We start from the raw sequence: 21,389 nt of genomic DNA, 5'->3' as shown, positions 1-21,389 counted from the left end.
CGCAAACTTGAACACGGAACCAAGCAGCTCCCGCTGCCCCCCTACCCCCCCCCCCCCCCCCCCACCCCCCCCCCCACCCCCCCCCCCCCCCCCCCCCCCCCCCCCCCCCCCCCCCCCCCCCCCCCCCCCCCCCCCCCCCCCCCCCCCCCCGCTTCCGTATGCCGTGCGGGGTCAGCCGTGCTTGGCGCGGCTCGCGGCGCGGGCGCGCTCACGGGCGTCCAGGTTCACCTTGCGGATGCGCACGGCCTCCGGGGTGACCTCCACGCACTCGTCGTCGCGGCAGAACTCCAGGGACTGCTCGAGCGACAGCTTGCGCGGCGGCACGATCGACTCGGTCACATCGGCCGTGGACGACCGCATGTTGGTGAGCTTCTTCTCCTTGGTGATGTTGACGTCCATGTCGTCGGAGCGGGAGTTCTCACCGACGATCATGCCCTCGTACACCTCGGTGCCGGGCTCGACGAACAGCACGCCGCGCTCCTGGAGGTTGGTCATCGCGAACGCGGTGACGGCACCGGAGCGGTCGGCGACCAGGGAGCCGTTGTTACGGGTGGTGAGCGTGCCGAACCAGGGCTCGTGGCCCTCGTGGATGGAGTGGGCGATGCCCGTGCCGCGGGTCTGGGTCAGGAACTCCGTACGGAAGCCGATCAGACCGCGGGAGGGCACCACGAACTCCATGCGCACCCAGCCCGAGCCGTGGTTGGACATGTTGTCCATCCGGCCCTTGCGGACGCCCATGAGCTGCGTGACCGCGCCCATGTGCTCCTCGGGGACGTCGATGGTCATGCGCTCGACCGGCTCGTAGGTCTTGCCGTCGACCTCCTTGGTGACCACCTGGGGCTTGCCGACGGTGAGCTCGTAGCCCTCGCGGCGCATGGTCTCCACCAGGATGGCCAGCGCCAGCTCGCCGCGGCCCTGCACCTCCCAGGCGTCGGGGCGGTCGGTGTCCAGGACGCGGAGCGAGACGTTGCCGATCAGCTCGCGGTCCAGGCGGTCCTTGACCTGGCGGGCGGTGACCTTGCGGTCCTTGACGGCCGCCTTGTTGTCCGCGCCCTTGCCGGTGGCGCCGCGGCCGACCAGCGGGGAGGTGTTGGTGCCGATCGTCATGGAGATCGCGGGCTCGTCCACCGTGATCAGCGGCAGCGGGACCGGGTTCTCCTGGTCGGCCAGGGTCTCGCCGATCATGATGTCCGGGATACCGGCGACGGCGCAGATGTCACCGGGGCCGGCCTTCTCGGCGGGCTTGCGGGTGAGCGCCTCGGTCATCATCAGCTCGGAGATCCGCACGTTGGAGACGGACCCGTCGCGCTTCATCCAGGCGACCGTCTGGCCCTTCTTCAGCTCGCCCTGGTGGACGCGGAGCAGGGCGATACGGCCGAGGAAGTTGTCGGCGTCGAGGTTGGTGACGTGGGCCTGGAGCGGGGCGTCCGTGTCGTAGGTGGGCGCCGGGATGTGCTCCAGGATCGTGGAGAAGAACGGCTCCAGCGAGTCGGAGTCGGCGGGGACCGTGCCGTCGTCCGGCTTGGTCAGGGAGGCGACGCCGTCCCGGCCGCAGGCGTAGACGATCGGGAACTCGATCTGCTCCTCGTCGGCGTCCAGGTCGAGGAAGAGGTCGTAGGTCTCGTTGACCACCTCGTCGATGCGGGCGTCCGGACGGTCCGTCTTGTTGATGCAGAGGATGATCGGCAGCCGCTGCTGGAGCGCCTTGCGCAGCACGAAGCGGGTCTGCGGCAGCGGGCCCTCGGAGGCGTCCACCAGCAGCACCACGCCGTCGACCATCGACAGACCGCGCTCGACCTCGCCACCGAAGTCGGCGTGGCCGGGGGTGTCGATGATGTTGATGGTGATGGGCTCCCCGCCGTCCTTGGGGTGGTACTTCACCGCCGTGTTCTTGGCGAGGATCGTGATGCCCTTCTCACGCTCCAGGTCGTTCGAGTCCATCATGCGGTCGTCGACCTGGTCGAGCTGGTGCGCGGCGAAGGCGCCGGCCTGCTTGAGCATGCCGTCGACGATGGTGGTCTTGCCGTGGTCGACGTGGGCGACGATGGCGACGTTGCGGATGTCGTGGCGCGTGGCCATAAAAGGCGTACTCCCGGGAGTGCTGAGGAATGCCCCGCACGAGCGTCTGTGGTGTGCGGGCCCTGCCGGGCTGAACACGCCTCGGCCTCACCCCATGGTACGGGGCCGCCGCGAGGTCCGCCCTCGCGCGGCCCTCGGGCCCCCTGGGGCTCGTGAGAGCCGGGAAGCTCTGTTCGGATATCGGTGTGCCCGGAAACGCGTTTCGGACATGTAAACAAAAAGCTGTACCTAATTGTCCGAATTGCCGGTATCTCTCCCGAGGTGTCAAGCGCGCGTAGGTGTCAATCTTTGCAATTTTCGCTCAAAATATGGACGGTAGGGAGATCCCTATGTCTTCCGCCCTTGACGCGCGTTGACTGTCTTGGCGAAAGTTCCCCCAAACCACAGAACCTGCCGGTATCTGTGCTGCGCTCAACTCTCCAACCCCCCGGGGGACGAACACGATGACCAGTCCAATCAAGGCCGAGGACTCCGGGTCCGCGGCTGTCTTGGACCCTGAGCTCGCGGCGACCACCGAAAACGCGGTCGCCAAGGGCGTCAAGCAGCCCGAGGGTCGTTCCCCCGGCCAGTTGATGTGGCAGCGCTTCAAGCGCGACCGTACCGGAGTCGTCTCCGCGTGTGTGGTGATTTTCTTCTTCGTGGTCGCCGCCTGCGCCCCGCTCATCGCGAAGGTGTACGGCAAGAATCCGTACACCCTCTACGCCCAGGAGCCGGACTATCCGTTCCTTCTGGACGATTTCGCCATGCCGACCGGTTCCTTCGGCGGCATGTCGGGCGACTTCTGGTTCGGTGTCGAGCCCAAGCTCGGCCGTGACGTGTTCACGATGCTGCTGTACGGCATGCGGACCTCGCTGTACATGGCCGTGGTCGTCACCACACTGTGCGTGGTGACCGGCGTGGTCATCGGTATGGTCAGCGGGTACTTCGGCGGCAAGGTGGACTACTGGCTGGGACGGATCACGGACTTCTTCCTGGCCTTCCCGAGCCAGCTGTTCTTCATTGCCTTCATGCCCGTCGTCACCGCCATGTTCGTCTCTCCCGCGGACGAGACCCCCACCTATCTGCGGGCCGTGGCGATCATCCTGGTGATGTGGTTCCTCGGCTGGATGGGCCTGGCCCGTCTGGTGCGCAGTTCCGTACTGTCGCTGGCGGACAGGGAGTTCGTGGAGGCGGCCAAGGTGTCCGGTGCTTCCCCCTGGCGCATCGTGCGCAAGGAGATCCTGCCGAACATCGTCACACCGATCCTGGTGCAGGCCACCTACATCCTCCCGAGCACGATCCTCACCATCGCCTTCCTCTCGTTCATCGGTGTCGGCTTCGTCGAGCCGACCCCCGACTGGGGCCGGATGTTCGCCGTCGGCGCCGACGTGTACGAGCAGGACCCGATGTTCATGTTCTTCCCGGGCGCGGCGCTGGTGACCTTCGTTCTCGCCTTCAACCTTCTCGGAGACTCCGTCCGGGACGCATTCGACCCCAAGACCGGACGGTAAACGTCCATTGGTGGTGGGGGAGCTGCCGCCCCCGTGCCGGGTGACCGGACCGTCAGGCAGCACTCGTGGACAACTAACGACAGGTAGGTGCATCGGCATCATGAAGCCCATCAGAACGCGTACCGCGCGCGCCATCGCCGTGGCCATCGTGGCCGGCTCGCTGGCACTGACCGGCTGCTCCGGCGACAACGGCGGCGGCAGCAAGGGCAAGGACGACTCCAAGCAGCAGAAGGACGCCGCCGAGCAGCAGGACCCTGTCGCCTACGGTGACGCCGCCGCCTCCACCGGCCCGGCCGAGGAGATCTCCGGAGCCAAGTCCGGCGGCTTCATCAACGTCTACATGCAGTCGGACCTGTCCCACATGGACCCGGGTCAGATCTACGTCAGCGACGCCGGTCAGTTCGCCAACCTGATCCACCGCGGTCTGACGAACTTCCAGGAGGACGACAAGGGCAACCTGACGGTCGTCGGTGACATCGCCACCGACTCCGGCAAGTCCTCCGACGGCGGCAAGACCTGGACGTACACGCTCAAGGACGGCGTCAAGGACGAGGACGGCAACGAGATCACCTCGGCCGACGTCCGCCACACCATCGAGCGCCAGTACTCCAAGGTCATCTTCGACGGCCCGACCTACGTCCAGTCCTGGCTCTCGGGCAACGACTACCGCAAGGCGCTGCCGGACGGCCCCTACAAGGGCAAGCACCTGCCGGACTCCGTGCTGGAGACCCCGGACGACAAGACGGTCGTCTTCCACTTCAACCAGCCGCGTCCGGACCTCCCGCAGGCCCTGGCCATGGCCGGCTACGCCATCGTGCCCGAGAAGCAGGACACGAAGGAGAAGTACGACGACGCCCCCGCGGCGCTCGGCCCCTACAAGATCGCCGAGTACAAGCCGGGCAAGTCGATGAAGCTGGTCAAGAACGACCAGTGGGACCCGAAGACGGACTCGGTGCGCCACCAGTACGTCGACGGCTACAACTTCACCTCGACCATCGACCAGCCCAGCCAGACCAAGCGTCTGATCGCCGACCAGGGCGAGGCCAAGAACGCCATCCAGTTCACGGACTCGGTCGACCCGGCGCAGCTCTCCACGGTCATCGGCAACGCGGAGGCCAAGAAGCGCACCATCCAGGGCTACCAGCCCTACGTGTGGCAGCTCACCTTCAACCTGGACCGCGTCAAGGACAAGAAGATCCGCGACGCGATCACCTACGCCATCCCGAACCAGTCCATGGTCCAGGCGGACGGTGGCCGCTACGGCGGTGAGGTCGCCGGCGGTCTGCTCGCCCCGACCCTGCCGAACTTCGACCCGGCGTACGACCCGTTCGGCAAGCTGAAGAAGCCCAACGGCGACATCGAGAAGGCCAAGCAGCTGCTGAAGGAGGCGGGTGTCAAGGAGGGCACGAAGCTCACCTACGCCTACTCCAACACCCCGCGCGGCCAGGCCCAGCAGGTCATCATCAAGGACGCCCTGGGCAAGATCGGCTTCGACGTCCAGGCCAAGGAGATCGACCGGGCCAGCTTCTACGAGCAGGTCGGCAAGCTGGACAACCCGTACGACATCTACATGACCGGCTGGGGCCAGGACTGGCCGTCGGCGTCCACGGTCATCACCCCGGTGTACGACGGTGAGCTGGTCGCCGATGGTGCGTCGAACTACTCGCACATCAACGACAAGCAGGTCAACGAGCTGATCCAGAAGGCCCTGACGCAGGAGCCGGAGGAGGCCGCCAAGACCTGGGAGCAGGCTCACCGCCGCATCGTGGAGGAGATCAACCCGGCTGCCCCGGTCTACTACTCGAAGCAGATCCAGCTCTACGGATCGAACATCGGTGGCGCCAAGTACAGCACCGAGTCGAGCTACATCGACATCAACGACCTGTACCTGAAGCAGCCGTAAGCCGTCAGCTCGGCTGACCGCGGGGGTGTGCGCCAGGCGGAGCGCACCCCCGCGGACGGTTCCCCCTCCCTGCCGCCGCGTTTCGAAGAGAGCATCCACCCGCCATGCTTCAGTTCCTCATCCGCAGGCTGATCGGCGCCGTCGTCATCATGTTCCTGATCGGCGCCTTCACGTTCTTCCTGTTCTATACGGTTCCACAGGACTTCGCTGCGCTGTCCTGCGGCAGAAACTGCTCGCCCGAGAACCTCGCGGTGATCCGGGAGAACCTGGGTCTGGACAAGCCGATCACCACGCAGTTCTGGGAGTTCATGTCGGGCATCGTGGCCGGCCGGGACTTCCCGCAGGGGCACTGCTCCGCACCGTGCCTGGGTGTGTCCTTCGACAGCGGCAACTTCGTCTGGGACTCCATCGTCGACCGCTTCCCGCTGACGCTGTCGCTGACCGTCGGCGGTCTGGTGATCTTCCTGACCCTGGGCCTCGGTTCCGGTCTGCTCGCCGCCTGGAAGCGCGGCACGGTGATCGACAAGCTCGTCTCCGGTGCCTCGATCGTGCTCAGCTCGTTCCAGATCTACCTGCTCGGACCGATCGTCCTCGGCATCCTGGTCTACAGCAGCGGTCTGATGGAAAACCCGAAGTACCACCCGTTCACCGACAACCCGGCCACCTGGGCTCTCGGACTGCTCATCCCCTGGGTCGTGATGGCCACCATCTTCACCGCCCAGTACACGCGTATGTCGCGCTCGACCATGATCGAGCAACTCCAGGAGGAGCACGTCCGCACCGCGCGCGCCAAGGGCATGTCGCAGCGGTACGTCTTCTTCCGTTACGCCTGGCGCGGCTCCCTCATCCCGATCGTCACCATCCTCGGCATCGACCTCAGCGCGCTGCTGGCGGGCGCGGTCGTCACGGAGTTCACCTTCGACCTGCCCGGCCTCGGCCGGCTCGCCGTCGACTCCTCGCTGACCAAGGACCTGCCGCTGACGATGGGCATCATGCTGTTCGGGGCCTTCTTCATCCTGATCCTGAACATCATCGTCGACCTCGCGTACGCATACATCGACCCGCGCGTGCGGCTCAGCTAGGAGAAACACCGTGACCACACTGACCAAGACCGAAGGCGAGAAGGCCCCGACCGGGCCGGATTCCTTCCTCTCGGTCCGCGACCTGCGGGTGCGGTTCTCCACTGAGGACGGCATCGTCAAGGCGGTCGACGGGCTGTCCTTCGACGTCGAGCGCGGCAGGACCCTGGGCATCGTGGGTGAGTCGGGCTCCGGCAAGTCCGTCACCAACCTGACGGTTCTCGGCCTGCACAACCCCAAGTCCAGCACCGTCGAGGGCGAGATCCTCCTGGAGGGGCAGGACCTGGTCACCGCCTCCGAGAAGGAGATGGAGAAGCTCCGCGGCAACAAGGTCGCGATGATCTTCCAGGACCCGCTGACGGCGCTCTCGCCGTACTACACGGTGGGCCGGCAGATCGCCGAGCCGTTCATGAAGCACACCGGCGCCTCCAAGAAGGAGGCCAGGGAGCGGGCGATCGAGATGCTGACCAAGGTCGGCATCCCGCAGCCCAAGACCCGTGTGGACGACTACCCGCACCAGTTCTCCGGCGGTATGCGCCAGCGCGCCATGATCGCCATGGCGCTGGTCTGCGACCCCGACCTGCTGATCGCCGACGAGCCGACCACCGCCCTGGACGTGACCGTCCAGGCGCAGATCCTCGACCTGCTCAAGGACCTCCAGCAGGAGTTCGGCTCCGCGATCATCTTCATCACCCACGACCTCGGCGTCATCTCCGACATGGCCGACGACCTGCTGGTGATGTACTCGGGCCGGGCCGTGGAGCGCGGCAGCGTCCGTGAGGTGCTGCGCGAGCCCAAGCACCCGTACACCTGGGGCCTGCTGAGCTCGATGCCGCGACTCGGCGGCGACACCTCGCAGGCGCTCAACCCGATCCCCGGATCGCCGCCCAGCCTGCTGAACCCGCCCTCCGGCTGTCCGTTCCACCCGCGCTGCGCCTTCACCGGCGAGGTCGGGGGCGACCGGTGCAGCACCGAGCGCCCGCCGCTCGGCGAGGGCCGCGCCGCTGCCTGCCACCTGACGGCGGAGCAGAAGCAGACCATATTCTTCGACACGATCCAGCCCCGGCTGCGCTAGGGAGAGATCCGAGACATGAGCGACAACCTCACCCTCCCCGCACAGCAGGGCTCCACCGGCGCGTCCACCGAGGCGCTGCTGAAGGTGGAGGGCCTGACCAAGCACTTCCCGATCTACGGCGGCTTTCCGATCAAGCGGAAGGTCGGCGCCGTGCAGGCCGTCGACAACGTCGACCTGACCGTCGGCGTCGGCGAGAGCGTCGGCCTGGTGGGTGAGTCGGGCTGCGGCAAGTCGACCACCGGCCGGCTCATCACCCGGCTCCTGGAGCCGACCGGCGGAAAGATCGAGTACGCGGGTCACGACATCACGCACGCCTCGCGCAGGCAGCTCGCGCCGGTGCGGTCCGAGATCCAGATGATCTTCCAGGACCCGTACTCCTCGCTGAACCCGCGGCAGACCGTCGGCACCATCATCAAGTCGCCGATGGAGGTCAACGGGATCAACCCCGCGGGCGGCCGGGAGAAGAGGGTCCGCGAGCTGCTCGAGCTCGTCGGCCTCAACCCCGAGCACTACAACCGCTTCCCGCACGAGTTCTCCGGCGGCCAGCGCCAGCGCATCGGCGTCGCCCGTGCCCTCGCGCTCAACCCGAAGCTGATCGTCGCGGACGAGCCGGTCTCCGCGCTCGACGTGTCGATCCAGGCGCAGGTCGTCAACCTGCTCCAGAAGGTCCAGGAAGAGCTGGGCATCGCCTTCCTCTTCATCGCCCACGACCTCGCGGTGGTCCGGCACTTCTCGCAGCGCGTGGCCGTGATGTACCTCGGCAAGGTGGTCGAGGTCGGCGACCGGGACTCCATCTACAACCGGCCCCGGCACCCGTACACCCACGCCCTGCTGTCGGCTGTGCCCGAGGTGGCCATGGACGACGAGGCGCAGGACCGGGAGCGCATCCGCCTCTACGGCGACGTGCCCTCCCCGATCATGCCGCCGTCCGGCTGCCGCTTCCGCACCCGCTGCTGGAAGGCGCAGGACAAGTGCGCCACGGAGGAGCCGCCGCTGGTGCAGATCTCCGGCAACCGCGAGGGTCACCTGACGGCCTGCCACTTCCCGGAGGAGCCCACCACGGAGGCCCGTGGCGAGGACGTCGTCCTCGACCCGGCGCTGAAGGCCCTGGAGGAGACCTCCGTCGACAAGGACTGAGGACGACCGACACCCGTCGGACGTCACGGCTGCCGCCCGCCTCCCCGGAGAGGCGGGCGGCAGCCGTTTGCCCATTCGGGCGTCCCATACGTGCATACGGCTGGAGTCACCCCCGTACAGGTGCCGTACATGTGCGTGATGCACCCTTTGTGCCGATATTGGCGTAAAGGATCAGCGCACGTACTCAGCGCACGTACGAGGAGGCACCCATGCGCGGAGCCAGGCACGCACGATGGGCCGCCTGTGCGGTGGCGGTCACCCTCGCCGCGACGGCCTGCGGAGGCGAGAGCAGTGCCGGCGACGCCGGTGGCGTACTGAGCGCCTCCTGGGGCGACCCGCAGAACCCGCTGGAGCCGGCCAACACCAACGAGGTCCAGGGCGGCAAGGTCCTCGACATGATCTTCCGGGGACTGAAGCGCTACGACCCGGTCACCGGCGAGGCCGAGGACATGCTCGCCGAGCGGATCGAGACCTCCGACTCGCAGAACTTCACCATCACCGTCAAGGACGGCTGGACCTTCAGCAACGGCGAGAAGGTCACCGCCCAGTCCTTCGTCGACGCCTGGAACTACGGCGCCGCCCTCAAGAACAACCAGCGCAACTCGTACTTCTTCGGCTACATCAAGGGCTACGACCAGGTCCACCCGGAGGACGGCGGCGCGCAGACCGCCGACACCCTCTCCGGGCTGAAGGTGGTCGACGAACGGACCTTCACCGTCGAGCTCACCCAGAAGTTCTCGACCTTCCCCGACACGCTCGGGTACAACGCCTTCGCCCCACTGCCCCGGGCCTTCTTCGACGACCACGACGCCTGGGTGAAGAAGCCGGTCGGCAACGGCCCGTACCTGGTCGACTCCTACACCCGCGGCTCCCAGATGGCCCTGCGCGCGTGGAACGACTACCCCGGCCCCGACAAGGCGGTGAACGGCGGCGTCGACCTCAAGGTCTACACCGACAACAACACCGCCTACACCGACCTGCTGGCCGGCAACCTCGACCTGGTCGACGACGTCCCCGCCGCCCAGCTGAAGAACGTCCGGAACGACCTCGGCGACCGCTACCTCAACACCCCCGCCGGCATCATCCAGACCCTCGCCTTCCCGTACTACGACGACGCCTGGAACAAGGCCGGCTCGGAGAAGGTCCGCCGGGGCCTGTCGATGGCGATCAACCGCGAGCAGATCACCGACACGATCTTCCAGAAGACCCGCACCCCCGCCACCGACTGGACCTCGCCCGTCCTCGGCAAGGACGGCGGCTTCCAGGACGGCCTGTGCGGCGACGCCTGCCAGTACCTGCCCGACGAGGCCAAGATGCTCATCGAGGAGGGCGGCGGGCTGCCCGGCGGCAAGGTGACGATCACCTACAACGCGGACACCGGATCCCACCGGGAATGGGTCGACGCCGTCTGCAACTCCATCAACAACGCGCTGGACGACGAGCGCGCCTGTGTCGCCGAACCGGTCGGCACCTTCGCCGACTTCCGCGGCCGGATCACCGAGCGGAAGATGGGCGGCCCCTTCCGCGCCGGCTGGCAGATGGACTACCCGCTCATCCAGAACTTCCTCCAGCCGCTCTACTACACCAACGCCTCCTCCAACGACGGCAAGTGGTCCAACCAGCAGTTCGACGACCTCGTCGACCGGGCCAACCGGGAGACCGACAACGCCAAGGCCGTGAGCCTGTTCCAGCAGGCCGAGGAGGTCGTGCGCGACAACATGGCGGCCATCCCGCTCTGGTACCAGAACGGCAGCGCCGGCTGGTCCGAGCGGCTGTCCGACGTCAAGCTCAACCCCTTCAGCGTCCCCGTGTACGAACAGATCAAGGTGAGCTGACGGGCCATGGGACGCTACGTCGTCCGGCGGCTGCTCCAGATGATCCCGGTGTTCATCGGGGCCACGCTGCTGATCTTCCTGATGGTCAACGTGATGGGCGACCCCGTCGCCGGCCTGTGCGGCGAACGGCGCTGCGACGCGGCGACCGCCGCCCGGCTGAAGCACGAGTTCGGCCTCGACCAGCCGGTCTGGCGGCAGTACCTGACCTACATGGGGAACGTCTTCACCGGGGACTTCGGCACGGCCTTCAACGGCCAGGAGGTCACCGAGCTGATGTCGACGGCGTTCCCCGTCACCATCCGGCTCACCCTGATCGCGATCCTCTTCGAGATCGTCATCGGCATCACCCTCGGCGTGGTCACCGGACTGCGCCGGGGCCGACCCGTCGACACCGGGGTCCTGCTGTTCACCCTCGTCGTGATCTCCGTGCCCACCTTCGTCACCGGCCTGCTGCTCCAGCTGCTGCTCGGCGTGAAGTGGGGGTGGATCCGGCCCTCGGTCTCCTCCGCGGCGCCCTTCGACGAGCTGATCCTGCCCGGCCTGGTGCTGGCCTCGGTCTCCCTCGCCTACGTCACCCGGCTGACCCGCACCTCCATCGCCGAGAACCGGCGCTCCGACTACGTCCGCACCGCCGTCGCCAAGGGCCTGCCCCGGCACCGGGTGGTCGTCCGGCACCTGCTGCGCAACTCCCTCATCCCCGTCGTCACCTTCATCGGGGCCGACATCGGCTTCCTCATGGGCGGCGCGATCGTCACCGAGCGGATCTTCAACATCCACGGCGTCGGCTACCAGCTCTACCAGGGCATCCTCCGGCAGAACACGCAGACCGTCGTCGGCTTCGTCACCGTGCTCGTGCTGGTCTTCCTGGTCGCCAACCTCGTCGTCGACCTCCTCTACGCCGTACTGGACCCGAGGATCCGCTATGCCTGAGCAGCACTACGAACCCGAGCCCGCCCTCGCGGGGGCCGCCGTCGGCGGCACCATGAATCCGGTCGTCGAGGAGGCCGGGGCCCTGGAGAAGGGGCCGGAGGGCCCGGACGGCCCCGGACCGGGGGGCAGGCCCCGCTCCCTGTGGTCCGACGCCTGGCGCGACCTGCGCCGCAACCCCGTCTTCATCGTCTCGGGCCTGGTCATCCTCTTCCTGGTCTTCATCTCCCTGTGGCCCTCGGCGATCACCTCCGGCAGCCCCCTCAGCTGCGACCTGTCCATGGCCCAGGAGGGCTCCCGGTCCGGCCATCCCTTCGGCTTCAACGGGCAGGGCTGCGACGTCTACACCCGCACCGTCTACGGCGCCCGTACGTCCGTCGCGGTCGGCGTCCTCGCCACCCTGGGCGTCGCCGTCGTCGGAAGCGTCCTGGGCGCCCTGGCGGGCTTCCTCGGCGGTGTCTGGGACTCCGTCCTCTCCCGGGTCACCGACGTCTTCTTCGCCATCCCGGTCGTCCTCGGCGGGCTGGTGCTGCTGTCCGTCATCACCAGCAACACCGTCTGGCCCGTCATCGGGTTCATCGTGCTCCTGGGCTGGCCGCAGATCTCCCGCATCGCCCGCGGAGCCGTCATCACCGCCAAGCAGAACGACTACGTCCAGGCCGCGCGGGCGCTCGGCGCCTCCAACACCCGGCTCGTGCTGCGGCACATCGCGCCCAACGCCGTCGCCCCCGTCATCGTCGTCGCGACCATCGCGCTCGGCACCTACATCGCCCTGGAGGCCACCCTGTCCTACCTCGGCGTCGGTCTGAAGCCGCCCAGCGTCTCCTGGGGCATCGACATCTCCGCCGCCTCCCCGTACATCCGCAACGCCCCGCACGCGCTCCTGTGGCCCTCCGGGGCGCTGGCGGTCACCGTCCTGGCGTTCATCATGCTCGGCGACGCGGTGCGCGACGCCCTCGACCCGAAACTGAGGTGAGCGACCGTGCTGCTCGAAGTGCGCGACCTGCACGTGGAGTTCCGCACCCGCGAGGGGGTCGCCAAGGCGGTCAACGGGGTCGGCTACGGCGTGGACGCGGGCGAGACCCTGGCCGTGCTCGGCGAGTCCGGCTCCGGGAAGTCGGTGACCGCGCAGGCGGTGATGGGCATCCTCGACACTCCACCCGGCCGGATCACCGGCGGTGAGGTGGTGTTCCAGGGGCGGGACCTGCTGAAGCTGAAGGAGGACGAACGCCGGCGGGTCCGGGGCGCCGAGATGGCGATGATCTTCCAGGACGCGCTGTCCTCGCTCAACCCCGTGCTCACCGTCGGCGACCAGCTCGGCGAGATGTTCACCGTGCACCGGGGCATGTCGAGGAAGGACGCGCGGGCCAGGGCCGTCGAGCTGATGGACCGGGTGCGCATCCCGGCCGCACGGGAGCGGGTCCGCCAGTACCCGCACCAGTTCTCCGGCGGCATGCGCCAGCGCATCATGATCGCGATGGCGCTGGCCCTGGAACCCGCCCTGATCATCGCCGACGAGCCGACCACCGCCCTCGACGTCACCGTGCAGGCCCAGGTCATGGAACTGCTCGCGGAACTCCAGCGGGAGTACCACATGGGCCTGGTCCTCATCACCCACGACCTGGGCGTGGTCGCCGACGTCGCCGACCGCATCGCCGTGATGTACGCGGGCCGGATCGTCGAGTCCGCCCCGGTGCACGACATCTACAAGGCCCCGGCCCACCCGTACACGCGCGGCCTGCTGGACTCCATCCCGCGCCTGGACCTCAAGGGGCGGGAGCTCTACGCCATCAAGGGCCTGCCGCCCAGCCTCCTGGACGTCCCCCGGGGCTGCGCCTTCCACCCGCGCTGCCCGCTGGCCCGTGACGTCTGCCGCACCGACGAACCCCCGCTGTACGAGGTCTCGGAGACGCGGGGGAGTGCCTGCCACTTCTGGAGGGAGTGCCTGGATGGCTGAGCCGATCCTGGAGGTCAGTGGCCTGGTCAAGCACTACCCGCTGACACGGGGTGTCGTCTTCCGCAAGCAGGTCGGCGCGGTGCGGGCGGTCGACGGCGTGGACTTCGCGCTGGGCCGGGGCGAGACGCTGGGCATCGTCGGCGAGTCCGGCTGCGGCAAGTCGACGGTCGCCAGGATGCTGGTCAACCTGGAGCGTCCGACGGCCGGTTCGATCCGCTACAAGGGCGAGGACATCACCGGTCTGTCGGGCCGTGCGCTCAAGGCAGTGCGCCGCAACATCCAGATGGTGTTCCAGGACCCGTACACCTCCCTCAACCCCCGAATGACGGTCGGCGACATCGTCGGGGAGCCGTACGAGATCCACCCCGAGGTGGCCCCGAAGGGCGACCGGCGGCGCATGGTCCAGGACCTGCTGGACGTCGTCGGCCTCAACCCGGAGTACGTCAACCGCTATCCGCACCAGTTCTCCGGCGGCCAGCGCCAGCGCATCGGCATCGCGCGGGGGCTGGCGCTGCGGCCCGAGGTGATCGTCGCCGACGAACCGGTCTCCGCGCTGGACGTCTCGGTGCAGGCCCAGGTCGTCAACCTGATGGACCGGCTCCAGAGCGAGTTCGGTCTGGCGTACGTGTTCATCGCGCACGACCTGTCGATCGTCCGTCACATCTCGGACCGGGTGGGGGTGATGTACCTGGGGCGGATCGTGGAGACCGGCACGGACACCGAGATCTACGAACACCCCACGCACCCCTACACGCAGGCCCTGCTCTCCGCCGTCCCCGTGCCGGACCCGGAGGCCCGGGAACACCGGGAGCGGATCATCCTCAGCGGCGACGTGCCGTCCCCGACGAACATCCCCTCCGGCTGCCGCTTCCGCACCCGCTGCTGGAAGGCGCGGGAGCGCTGCGCGCTGGAGGTGCCCGCCCTCGCGGTGCCCGCCTGGTTCGGCGCGGCAGGGGGGCCGGCGGCGCACGACTCGGCCTGCCACTTCGCGGCCGAGAAGCAGGTGGTCCCGCTGGAGAGGCAGGGCAACGGGCCGGGATGACATGGCGCACCCCGGCCCGTTTACGGCACCCGCACGGCCGTACGCTGATCAGCGTGCCGTGTCCGTATATCGGTACCGCTTCCGTGAAGTTGCCTGCGTGTTAACGCGGTTCGTCCCCGTTTGCGATCCCCAACGAGCGCTTGAGAAAGCCGAGTTGGAGGCGGAGCAGATTCTCGGCCACCTCCTCCTGCGGGGTCATATGGGTGACGCCGGACAGGGGGAGCACCTCGTGCGGGCGGCCGGCCGCCAGCAGCGCCGAGGACAGGCGCAGTGAGTGGGCCACCACCACGTTGTCGTCCGCCAGCCCGTGAATGACCATCATCGGGCGGTGCGGTTCGGCGGCGTCGACCAGGCCCGCGTCGTCGATCACCGAGTTGCGGCGGTAGACCTCCGGCCGCTCGTCCGGGTGGCCCACGTAGCGCTCCTGGTAGTGGGTGTCGTACAGGCGCAGGTCGGTGACCGGGGCGCCCACCACCGCCGCGTGGAAGACGTCGGGGCGGCGCAGCGCCGCGAGGGCCGCCAGGTAGCCGCCGAAGGACCAGCCGCGGATGGCGACCCGGTCCAGGTCGAGCGGGAAGTCGGCGGCGAGCGCCTGGAGCGCGTCGACCTGGTCCTGTACGACGATCGCCGCGATGTCGTCCTTGACGGCCTTCTCCCAGGCGGGCGAGCGGCCCGGGGTCCCGCGTCCGTCCGCGACGATCACGGCGAACCCCTGGTCGGCGAACCACTGCGAGGTCAGATGCGGGTTGTGCGCGGCGAGCACCCGCTGTCCGTGCGGACCGCCGTAGGGGTCCATGAGCACGGGCAGGGGGGTGTCACCGGCGTAGTCCCGAGGCATAAGCACGGCGCACGGAATGCGGCGTGCGCCCCCCTGGGTCAGGGTCACGCGGGGGGACAAACCGGGGTCTTCGGCGTACGAGAGGACAGTCGCCGTCGGTTTCCCGTCACGCAGTACCCGCACCTGTGAACCCGGCCGGTCCGGTGTCGCCGAGACGAGCACGGTCACGTCCCCGGCGCGCACCGCCGAGTGCACGCCGGGCTCCTGCGAGAGGCGCTCCACACCCAGCTCGTTCACCCGGTACACATGCACCTCGCCGGTCTCCGGGTCGGCCGCCTCCTCGCCCGCCGACGCCGAGACCAGCACGTCCTCGTCCGCGACGTCCAGCACCGCCCGGATGTGCAACTGCGGTCCGGTGAGCGGGCGTTCACCGACGGCGAGTCGTCGCGCACCCCCCTCGTCCGCGATCCGCACCAGCTGCCCGGAAGGGCTCCAGCAGGGCACCCCGGGGAAAAGTTCCAGCCAAGTTGGATCTTCGTCGGCGTGCACCATCCGGGTCGCCCCGGAGTCCGGGTCCACGGCCAGGATCAGCTGGCTGCGCTGGTCCCGCGCCTGTACGAGCAGCAGTGGGGCACCCGCGGCTGACCAGTGCACTTGTGCCAGATACGGGTAGCGCGCCCGGTCCCAGGAGACCTCCGTGCGCGCTCCCTCCAGATCGGTCACGAACAGCCGGACGTCCGCGTTCGGGGTGCCCGCCGCCGGGTACGGCACCCGCTGCGGCTCCCGTTCCGGATGCGCCGGGTCGGAGATCCACCAGCGCCGCACCGGCGTGTCGTCCACGCGCGCCACCAGCAGCCGGTCCGACTCCGGAGCCCACCAGAAGCCCCGCGAGCGGCCCATCTCCTCGGCCGCGATGAACTCGGCCAGTCCGTAGGTGACGCCCTCCGACTCCGGAGCCGCGAGCGCGCGATCGTCCGCCCCCTCGGCCGCCACGACCCGCAGGGCTCCCCGCGCGACATAGGCGACGTGCCGCCCGTCGGGCGACGGACGGGGGTCGATCACCGGCCCCGGCACGGGCAGTTCACGCGCCGTCCCGGCCCGCAGCTCGGCCGCGAAGAGCCGCCCTGACAAGGCGAAAGACGCCAACTCGACGGCCGCGTCGGTGGCGTAGCCGACGATGCCGGCACCGCCCTCGCGGCTCCGCTCGCGGCGCGCCCGCTCCTCGGCGGAGAGGTTCTCCGCGGCCCCGCCCAGGAGGGCGCGCGGGTCGGCCGCCACGCGCTCCCCGCCTCCGTCCGTATCGAGGACCCACAGCGAATTGGCCCGGTCCGTACCGGAACCGGAGCGGAGGAACACGACACGCGAGCCATCGGGAGCCACGCTGAACGAACGCGGCGCGCCGAGCGTGAAGCGCAGGGTACGGGCGTGCCGTCGGGGGAAGGAGTCGGTCTCGGTCGTCATGCCCTGACCATATTGGCCATGCGCCCCCTTGTGCGGCCGTGCGCCGATCGATGCGCACGTACGGATAGTTATGATCGTTAGCGCATAGTGGGTATGAACGAACCTGCTGGCTGCTGTGTGGCTTTACCTGCCCCCATGTTCCTACGTCTCCCTACCCCGCGCCTGGGACCTTTGGAGGTGAACCGCCGTGGCACTCTCGATTTCGGCGGTGGTGCTGCTGGCGATCATCGTCTTCCTGCTGATCAAGAAGTCGGGACTGAAGGCGGGGCACGCCATCGTGTGCATGCTGCTCGGCTTCTACCTCGCCTCGTCGACGATGGCGCCCACGATCAGCGAGCTGACGAACAACATCGCGGGGATGATCGGCAGCATCAACTTCTAGGTGGTGCCAAGTCGTCCGCGTCGGACCCTCGCGTGTTACCCGCCGGTAAGGAATGATGGCGGGGGACCATCCACGCGTTGAGGGCGGAGCCGACGGTGACGACTTCGGAGCAGAGCGAGGAACAGAGCACGGAGCGGACGAGGGTGCACGTCTTCCGGGACGACGCCCTCGGCGGCCACGACGCGGTCGGCCTCGCGCGGGCGATCCGCCGGGGCGAGGTCGCAGCCGCCGAGGCCGCCCGTGACGCGGCGGCCAGGGTCAGGGCCGTCGACGCCCGGCTCCACGCGGTGCAGGTGCACCTCGACCTTCCGGCGCACGGCAGCGACGGGGCGTTGAGCGGTGTGCCGACCTTCGTCAAGGACAACACCGACTACCAGGGGCTGCCCACGGGCCACGGAAGCGCCGCGTTCGCACCCCGCGCCGCCCGCCGGCACGCCCCGTTCACCCGCCAGTTCCTGAGCACCGGTGTCACGGTCCTCGGCAAGACCCGGCTGCCCGAGTTCGGCTTCAGCCCGACCACGGAGTACGAAACGGGCGAGCCCGTCCGCAACCCGTGGCACACGGGCCACTCGGCGGGCGGCTCCTCGGGCGGCAGCGCGGCCCTCGTCGCCGCCGGCGCGGTACCGATCGCGCACGCCAACGACGGCGGCGGTTCGATCCGGATCCCCGCCGCCTGCTGCGGACTCGTCGGACTGAAGCCGACCCGCGGCCGGGTGGTGGCCAACGCGCAGGGCCGCCAACTGCCCATCGACGTCGTCACCGACGGCATCGTGAGCCGCTCGGTACGGGACAGCGCCGCGTTCCTCGCCGCCGCGGAGCGGCACTGGCGGAACCCGAAGCTGCCGCCCGTCGGCCTCGTCGAGGGCCCGTCGGAGCGACGGCTGCGCATCGGGCTCCTGCTGGACTCCCCGAACGGTGTCCGCTCCGACGCGGACACCCGGGCGGCGGTGACGGAGACCGCCGAGCGCCTGGAACGGCTCGGCCACACCGTGGAACCGGTGGAACTCTCCATCGACCCGAGCTTCACCGACGACTTCCTCACCTACTGGGGCCTGCTGTCGTTCCTCATCGGCGTCACCGGCCGGACGCTGGGCGCGGACTTCGACCGGCGCCGCATGGACGGCCTCAGCCGCGGACTGCGCGAGAGGTACACGGCGAACTGGAAGCGGACGCCGGGCGTGGTGCGGCGGCTGAAGCGCACGCGCGAGGCGTACGCGGCGGGCTTCCGCGGGCTCGACGTGATCCTCTCCCCGGTGCTCGCCCACACCACGCCACCGATCGGCCACCTCAGCCCGACCGTCCCGTACGCCACGCTGATCGAGCGGATCCTCGCCTACGTGGCGTTCACCCCGGTCAACAACGTCGTCGGGACACCGTCGATCTCGGTCCCGGCCGCGAGCACGACCCCGGACGGACTCCCCATCGGCGTCATGTTCTCCGCCCGCCCGGGCGCGGAACGGACACTGCTGGAGCTCGCGTTCACCCTGGAGTCGGACCAGCCGTTCCGGAGCCTGAAGGACGTCTGACGGGGGAGCGGTGCGCTCGGCCGAGGACTTCGTCCGGTGCGGGCCCTCCGGGCCGGACCCGGCCTGAGGTCACGCCGGATCCGCGGCCGGTTCGAGGGCCTTCCCCAGGAGACGCGCCAGGGTGAGCAGTTCGTCGGTCTCCAGACGGGCGAACGGGCTCAGGGCCAGTGTCGCCTCGATGACCGCGGACCGTACCCGTCGGCCGTCCTCCGTCAGTGCCACGACGCGTGAACGGCGGTCCGCGGGGTCGGTGGAGCGTTCGACCAGTCCCCGGCCGGTGAGCTGATTCACGACGAAGCTGAGGTTGGGCGCGTTGCAGTGCAGCCGGCCGGCCAGTTCCTTCATCGACGGCGGCGCCTGGACCGGGTCGATCGCCCAGAGCGCCTGAGCGGTCGCGTGCGTCAGCCCGTGGTCGGCCAGGACGGTCTCGATCCGGTCGCTGGTCCGCATGAAGATCTCGTGGTTCGCCACCACCGCTGCCTCAAGGGTGCTTCGCGTCATGGCCCCATCCTAGGGCTTTTTACTTCGAGACTCGAAGTGTATGTTCATTCGAGACTCGAAGTATCTCTGGTCGCGGTGTCCTGCCGCAGAACAGGAAGCACTCACCCATGCACGACTACACGAACACCACAGCCCTGGTCACCGGCGCGTCGAAAGGGCTGGGCGAGGCCTATGCGCGGGAACTCGCCTCCCGCGGCGCACACCTGATCCTGGTCGCCCGCTCGGCCGACGCGCTCCACGCCCTCGCCGGGCGGATCCGGACGGCCCATGGCGTCCGGGTCGAGGTGATTCCCGCTGACCTCTCGGACCGGCGGTCCCCGCAGACGGTGGTCGACGCCGTCGAGGGGCTCGGCCTGGAGGTGGACCTCCTGGTCAACAACGCCGGGATGGGCGCCGTGGGACCCTTCCTCGGCCGCCCCCTCGAACCCAACCTCCAGTCCGTCGACGTCAACATCACCGCGCTGATCGGCCTGGTTCACCTCGTGGGCGCCCGCATGGTCGAACGCGGCCGCGGCGGCATCATCAACGTCGCCTCCACCGCCGCCTTCCAGCCCATGCCGTACCAGGCCGGCTACGCCGCGACCAAGGCGTTCGTGCTCTCGTTCACCGAGGCGCTCGCCGAGGAGGTCCGAGGCACCGGCGTACGCGTGATGGCCGCCCATCCGGGTCCCACCGACACCGGGTTCTTCGACCGTACGACCGCGTCCATGGACCCGAGGACCACGGACACCCCCGCCGACGTCGCCGCCAGGACGCTCGACCACTTCGCGCGCGGCCGGTCCCTCTCCTTCCCCGGGCGCGCCTCCCACCGCGCCGCGGCCTGGGTGCCGCGCCTGCTGCCCCGCACCGCGGTCACCCGCCTCACCGGCGGCCTCAACCGCAAGGCCGGATTCCACGACGTCGCCGACCTCGGCCCCACCGCCTCACGGGAGAAGTGATGACCACGCTGAACGAGCCGCTGAGCCTGGCCAACGGCGCCGTGCTGCCCAACAGGCTCGCGAAGGCCGCGATGGAGGAGCTGCTCGCCGTGCCGGGACAACTGCCCGGTGACGCGCTCCTCACGCTCTACCGGCGTTGGGCCGCGGGCGGCGCCGGGCTCCTGATCACCGGACACGTCATGATCGACCACAGGGCGGTCGCCCAACCCGGCGACGTCGTCCTGGAACACGACACCCCGCTGGAGCCGTTCCGGCGCTGGGCGGCGGCCGGCCGGTCGGCGGGCGGACGGATCTGGATGCAGATCAACCACCCCGGACGCGTCGTTCCCAAGGACCTCGCCCGCACCACCTGGGCCCCCTCCGCGGTGCCGATCGACGTCGGCGGCCTGTCCGGCATGTACCCGACCCCCCGCCCGATGACCGCCCAGGACATCGACGGGACGGTGGAGCGCTTCGCCGTGACCGCGCAGCGGGCCCGGCAGGCCGGCTTCGACGGAGTCGAGATCCACGCCGCCCACGGCTATCTCCTCTCCCAGTTCCTCTCCCCTCTGGTGAACCGGCGCGACGACCGCTGGGGCGGCAGCCTGCGCAACCGCGCCCGCCTGCTGCTCGACGTCGTGGGCGCGGTCCGCGAACGTGTCGGCACGGGCTTCTCCGTGGGGGTGAAACTGAACTCGGCCGACTTCCAGCGCGGCGGCTTCGACACCGACGACGCACGTGACGTGATCAAGATGCTCGCCGACGCCGGGGCGGACCTGGTCGAGCTGTCCGGCGGCAGCATCGAGAGCCTGGCCACGGCCGGTTTCCCCGCGGACGGCCGCACCCTTGCCCGGGAGGCGTACTTCCTCGCGCTCGCCGAGCGGCTCCTCGCCACCTCGCCACTGCCGCTGATGCTGACCGGAGGAATCCGGAGACGCGAGGTCGCCCAACAGGTGATCGACTCCGGAGTCGCCGTGGTGGGCATGGCCACGGCGCTGGCCGTCGACCCCGCGCTGCCCGCGCAGTGGCTCGCCGGACGTGATGCCCGGGCCGACCCGCCCCGCACCCGGCTCCGGAACAAGGTGCTGGCCGCCGCGGCCGTCCAGGCCGCCACGTCGCGCCGGATCGCCCGCCTCGGCAAGGTAACGCCCTCCGGGATGCCCTGCTCCCCGGCCGTCGCCCTCCTCGTCGAACGGCTCGTCCGCGCCCGGCGGCGCGGCCATCTGCGGGGGAACGGGCCCGCCTGAGGCGCCAGGACCGACTCGCCCCGGAGCGCCCGGCCGCCGCCCGACCTCATAGG

Annotated in this window: 17 protein-coding genes; 14 read left to right on the top strand and 3 right to left on the bottom strand. The window is 69.3% G+C overall.

Annotated features, from left to right (window positions below):
- Window positions 1-171: 171 nt before the first annotated feature.
- Entirely contained in the window at window positions 172-2,079 is a 1,908-nt protein-coding gene (gene typA, locus ACZ470_RS39075) for a translational GTPase TypA (RefSeq protein WP_468434723.1), read from the bottom strand.
- A gap of 443 nt (window positions 2,080-2,522) precedes the next feature.
- On the opposite strand from typA, the gene ACZ470_RS39070 reads away from it, so the two are divergent.
- The 10 genes from ACZ470_RS39070 to ACZ470_RS39025 all read left to right on the top strand — a co-directional run bounded on the left by ACZ470_RS39070 (window position 2,523) and on the right by ACZ470_RS39025 (window position 14,524).
- A complete protein-coding gene (locus tag ACZ470_RS39070) occupies window positions 2,523-3,569 on the top strand; it encodes an ABC transporter permease (protein ID WP_468434722.1) in 1,047 nt (348 codons plus the stop codon).
- Window positions 3,570-3,669: 100 nt separating this feature from the next.
- Window positions 3,670-5,472 carry an ABC transporter substrate-binding protein gene (locus ACZ470_RS39065; RefSeq protein ID WP_468434721.1) on the top strand — a complete coding sequence of 601 codons (1,803 nt, stop codon included), beginning with the start codon at window positions 3,670-3,672 and terminating at the stop codon, window positions 5,470-5,472.
- Window positions 5,473-5,576: 104 nt separating this feature from the next.
- Window positions 5,577-6,554 carry an ABC transporter permease gene (locus tag ACZ470_RS39060; protein WP_468434720.1) on the top strand — a complete coding sequence of 326 codons (978 nt, stop codon included), beginning with the start codon at window positions 5,577-5,579 and terminating at the stop codon, window positions 6,552-6,554.
- Between the two features lie 10 nt (window positions 6,555-6,564).
- The gene (locus ACZ470_RS39055) at window positions 6,565-7,626 is read left to right on the top strand and encodes an ABC transporter ATP-binding protein (protein ID WP_468434719.1); all 1,062 of its coding nucleotides are present in this window, start codon (window positions 6,565-6,567) and stop codon (window positions 7,624-7,626) included.
- A gap of 15 nt (window positions 7,627-7,641) precedes the next feature.
- Window positions 7,642-8,763: an ABC transporter ATP-binding protein gene (locus ACZ470_RS39050; protein WP_468434718.1), complete on the top strand. Its 1,122-nt coding sequence runs from the start codon at window positions 7,642-7,644 to the stop codon at window positions 8,761-8,763.
- 209 nt (window positions 8,764-8,972) lie between these two features.
- Complete coding sequence (locus tag ACZ470_RS39045) at window positions 8,973-10,598, top strand: peptide ABC transporter substrate-binding protein (RefSeq protein WP_468434717.1); 1,626 nt, start codon at window positions 8,973-8,975, stop codon at window positions 10,596-10,598.
- A 6-nt stretch (window positions 10,599-10,604) separates the two neighbouring features.
- Window positions 10,605-11,528: an ABC transporter permease gene (locus tag ACZ470_RS39040; RefSeq protein ID WP_468434716.1), complete on the top strand. Its 924-nt coding sequence runs from the start codon at window positions 10,605-10,607 to the stop codon at window positions 11,526-11,528.
- Window positions 11,521-12,501: an ABC transporter permease gene (locus ACZ470_RS39035; protein WP_468434715.1), complete on the top strand. Its 981-nt coding sequence runs from the start codon at window positions 11,521-11,523 to the stop codon at window positions 12,499-12,501. The genes ACZ470_RS39040 and ACZ470_RS39035 overlap by 8 nt, the downstream gene beginning before the upstream one ends.
- 6 nt (window positions 12,502-12,507) lie before the next feature.
- The gene (locus ACZ470_RS39030) at window positions 12,508-13,482 is read left to right on the top strand and encodes an ABC transporter ATP-binding protein (RefSeq protein WP_468434714.1); all 975 of its coding nucleotides are present in this window, start codon (window positions 12,508-12,510) and stop codon (window positions 13,480-13,482) included.
- Window positions 13,475-14,524 carry an ABC transporter ATP-binding protein gene (locus ACZ470_RS39025; RefSeq protein WP_468434713.1) on the top strand — a complete coding sequence of 350 codons (1,050 nt, stop codon included), beginning with the start codon at window positions 13,475-13,477 and terminating at the stop codon, window positions 14,522-14,524. Before ACZ470_RS39030 ends, ACZ470_RS39025 begins: the two co-directional genes overlap by 8 nt.
- A gap of 100 nt (window positions 14,525-14,624) precedes the next feature.
- On the opposite strand, the gene ACZ470_RS39020 is transcribed toward ACZ470_RS39025, so the two are convergent.
- The gene (locus tag ACZ470_RS39020; RefSeq protein ID WP_468434712.1) at window positions 14,625-16,763 is read right to left on the bottom strand and encodes a S9 family peptidase; all 2,139 of its coding nucleotides are present in this window, start codon (window positions 16,761-16,763) and stop codon (window positions 14,625-14,627) included.
- A gap of 187 nt (window positions 16,764-16,950) precedes the next feature.
- Between ACZ470_RS39020 and ACZ470_RS39015 the strand changes: the two genes are divergently transcribed.
- Window positions 16,951-17,145 carry a hypothetical protein gene (locus ACZ470_RS39015; protein WP_037938797.1) on the top strand — a complete coding sequence of 65 codons (195 nt, stop codon included), beginning with the start codon at window positions 16,951-16,953 and terminating at the stop codon, window positions 17,143-17,145.
- Between the two features lie 95 nt (window positions 17,146-17,240).
- Window positions 17,241-18,671 (top strand): amidase, encoded by a 1,431-nt coding sequence (locus ACZ470_RS39010; RefSeq protein ID WP_468434711.1) that lies wholly within the window; start codon window positions 17,241-17,243, stop codon window positions 18,669-18,671.
- Window positions 18,672-18,740: 69 nt separating this feature from the next.
- Here the strand turns inward: ACZ470_RS39010 and ACZ470_RS39005 are convergent, their stop codons facing one another.
- Window positions 18,741-19,172, bottom strand: coding sequence for a MarR family winged helix-turn-helix transcriptional regulator (locus ACZ470_RS39005; protein ID WP_468434710.1), 432 nt, complete (start codon window positions 19,170-19,172; stop codon window positions 18,741-18,743).
- 107 nt (window positions 19,173-19,279) lie between these two features.
- Between ACZ470_RS39005 and ACZ470_RS39000 the strand changes: the two genes are divergently transcribed.
- Both ACZ470_RS39000 and ACZ470_RS38995 read left to right on the top strand, forming a co-directional pair.
- Window positions 19,280-20,110, top strand: coding sequence for an SDR family NAD(P)-dependent oxidoreductase (locus ACZ470_RS39000; RefSeq protein ID WP_468434709.1), 831 nt, complete (start codon window positions 19,280-19,282; stop codon window positions 20,108-20,110).
- A complete protein-coding gene (locus ACZ470_RS38995; protein WP_468434708.1) occupies window positions 20,110-21,336 on the top strand; it encodes an NADH:flavin oxidoreductase/NADH oxidase family protein in 1,227 nt (408 codons plus the stop codon). The genes ACZ470_RS39000 and ACZ470_RS38995 overlap by 1 nt, the downstream gene beginning before the upstream one ends.
- Window positions 21,337-21,389: the final 53 nt, after the last annotated feature.

It is taken from the genome of Streptomyces sp. NPDC031111, from assembly GCF_055570675.1.
The sequence above is the reverse complement of the archived record's forward strand: the minus strand, read 5'-3'. Positions and strand labels throughout refer to the sequence as shown.